This is a genomic window from Mesorhizobium sp. WSM3879 (assembly GCF_002294915.1).
GTDB lineage: Bacteria > Pseudomonadota > Alphaproteobacteria > Rhizobiales > Rhizobiaceae > Mesorhizobium.
Map to the genome: position 1 here is coordinate 1 of NZ_NSFZ01000032.1, position 1,760 is coordinate 1,760.

Genomic DNA, 1,760 nt, shown 5'->3' on the forward strand with positions numbered 1-1,760 from the left:
AGGCGGAGCAACAGCTTGAGAATGCCGTCTGCGACAAGCGGGTCGAGCGCGCTGGTTACCTCGTCGCAGATGATGAGCTTGGGCTTGGCAGCGAGCGCTCGGGCAATGCAGACCCTCTGCTTCTGCCCGCCCGAAAGCTCAGCCGGATAGCGGTCGACGAAACCCTTGCCCATCTCAATCTCATCAAGTAGCTCGCCGACGCGGGCGTCGCGCTCCTGTCCTCGCATGCCAAAATAGAATTCAAGCGGCCGGCCAATGATGGTGCCCACCGTCTGGCGGGGATTCATCGCCACGTCGGCCATTTGATAGATCATTTGCAGTTGTCGAAGATCATCCCTGGATCGGTCTGCGAGCCTGGGCGCGAGCATGCGGTTAGCGAAGGTGATGCTGCCGGCAATCGGGGGCAGCAGCCCCGTGATGACGCGTGCCAGGGTGGATTTTCCGGAGCCCGACTCGCCCACGACAGCGAGCGTTTGGCCCGGATGGATGTCAACCGAGACGTGCTGCAGAACTTTCACGGCATCGCCCCCATAAGCGGCAGTGATGTTCCTCACCGACAAAAGAGGCTGCTGCGCCGGATCCTTCTCCTCATGATCAATTGAACGCACCGAAACGAGCGCCTTGGTGTAGTCAATACGCGGCGCCTCGATGACTTGTCGTGTTTCGCCGTGCTCCACCATTTTGCCATCTCGCAGCACCATGATCTCGTCCGAGACCTGGGCCACCACCGCGAGATCGTGAGTGATGTAGAGTGCCGCGACGCCAGTGTCGCGAATGGCATCCTTGATGGCTGCCAGGACGTCAATTTGGGTCGTCACGTCGAGCGCCGTAGTCGGCTCGTCGAATACGATCAGGTCGGGTTCGGAGCAAAGTGCCATTGCAGTCATCACGCGCTGCAACTGGCCGCCAGAGACCTGATGTGGATAGCGGGATCCAATTTTTTGAGCGTCCGGCAAGCGGAGTTTCTTGAACAATGCTATAGCGCGCTTTTCCGCCTCGGCCCTGGTCCCGAGACCGTGCAGAAGCGCTGCTTCCACCACCTGGTCCATGAGCCGATGCGCCGGGTTGAAAGCGGCGGCAGCCGACTGCGCAACATAGCACACCTCGCTGCCGCGAACTTTTCGCAATCCCTTGACGCCGCCTTGCAGAATGTCCCGGCCGTTGAGCAGGACCTCGCCGCCTGTGATGCGGACACCGCCGCGTCCATACCCCATTGCGGACAGGCCTATGGTCGACTTGCCGGCGCCCGATTCGCCGATCAGTCCGAGTACCTTGCCTCGCTTCAAAGCCAGCGACACGCCGTCGACAATGGTGACGTCGCGCGGCTTCTCGTTCGGTGAGTAGACAGTCGCCTCGACCTTAAGGTTACGGATTTCGAGCAGAACGCCGCTTTCGCGCCGCGGTTTCGCGTGGACATTTGCCATTAGTCGCGACCTCCCTTGAAGCTGGTGGTGCGAGTGAGCACCCAGTCGACGACCAGATTGACGGAGATCCCCAACCCTGCGATCGCGGCGGCCGGGATGAGTGCGGCAGGAATGCCGAAGACGATGCCGTCCTTGTTTTCCATCACCATGCCGCCCCAATCTGCGTCCGGCGGTTGCACGCCAAGGCCCAGGTAGGATAGCGCCGACAGGAACAGCACCGAAAAGATGAAGCGCAGACCCAGTTCAGCCACTAAGGGCGACATTGCATTGGGCAGGATCTCGCGAAAAATGATCCAGCCAAGACCCTCTCCCCGCAACTTGGCTGCTTCTACGAAG

The 1,760-nt window shown here is 60.7% G+C and carries 2 protein-coding genes; both read right to left on the bottom strand.

The window, feature by feature from the left end; translation table 11 throughout:
* Window positions 1-1,424, bottom strand: a 1,424-nt coding sequence (locus CK218_RS29845) for an ABC transporter ATP-binding protein (RefSeq protein WP_143749738.1), incomplete at its 3' end; no start/stop codon positions are given.
* Window positions 1,424-1,760: ABC transporter permease subunit (locus CK218_RS29850; RefSeq protein WP_143749739.1), on the bottom strand; the 337-nt coding region annotated here is incomplete at its 5' end. The genes CK218_RS29850 and CK218_RS29845, both read right to left, overlap by 1 nt.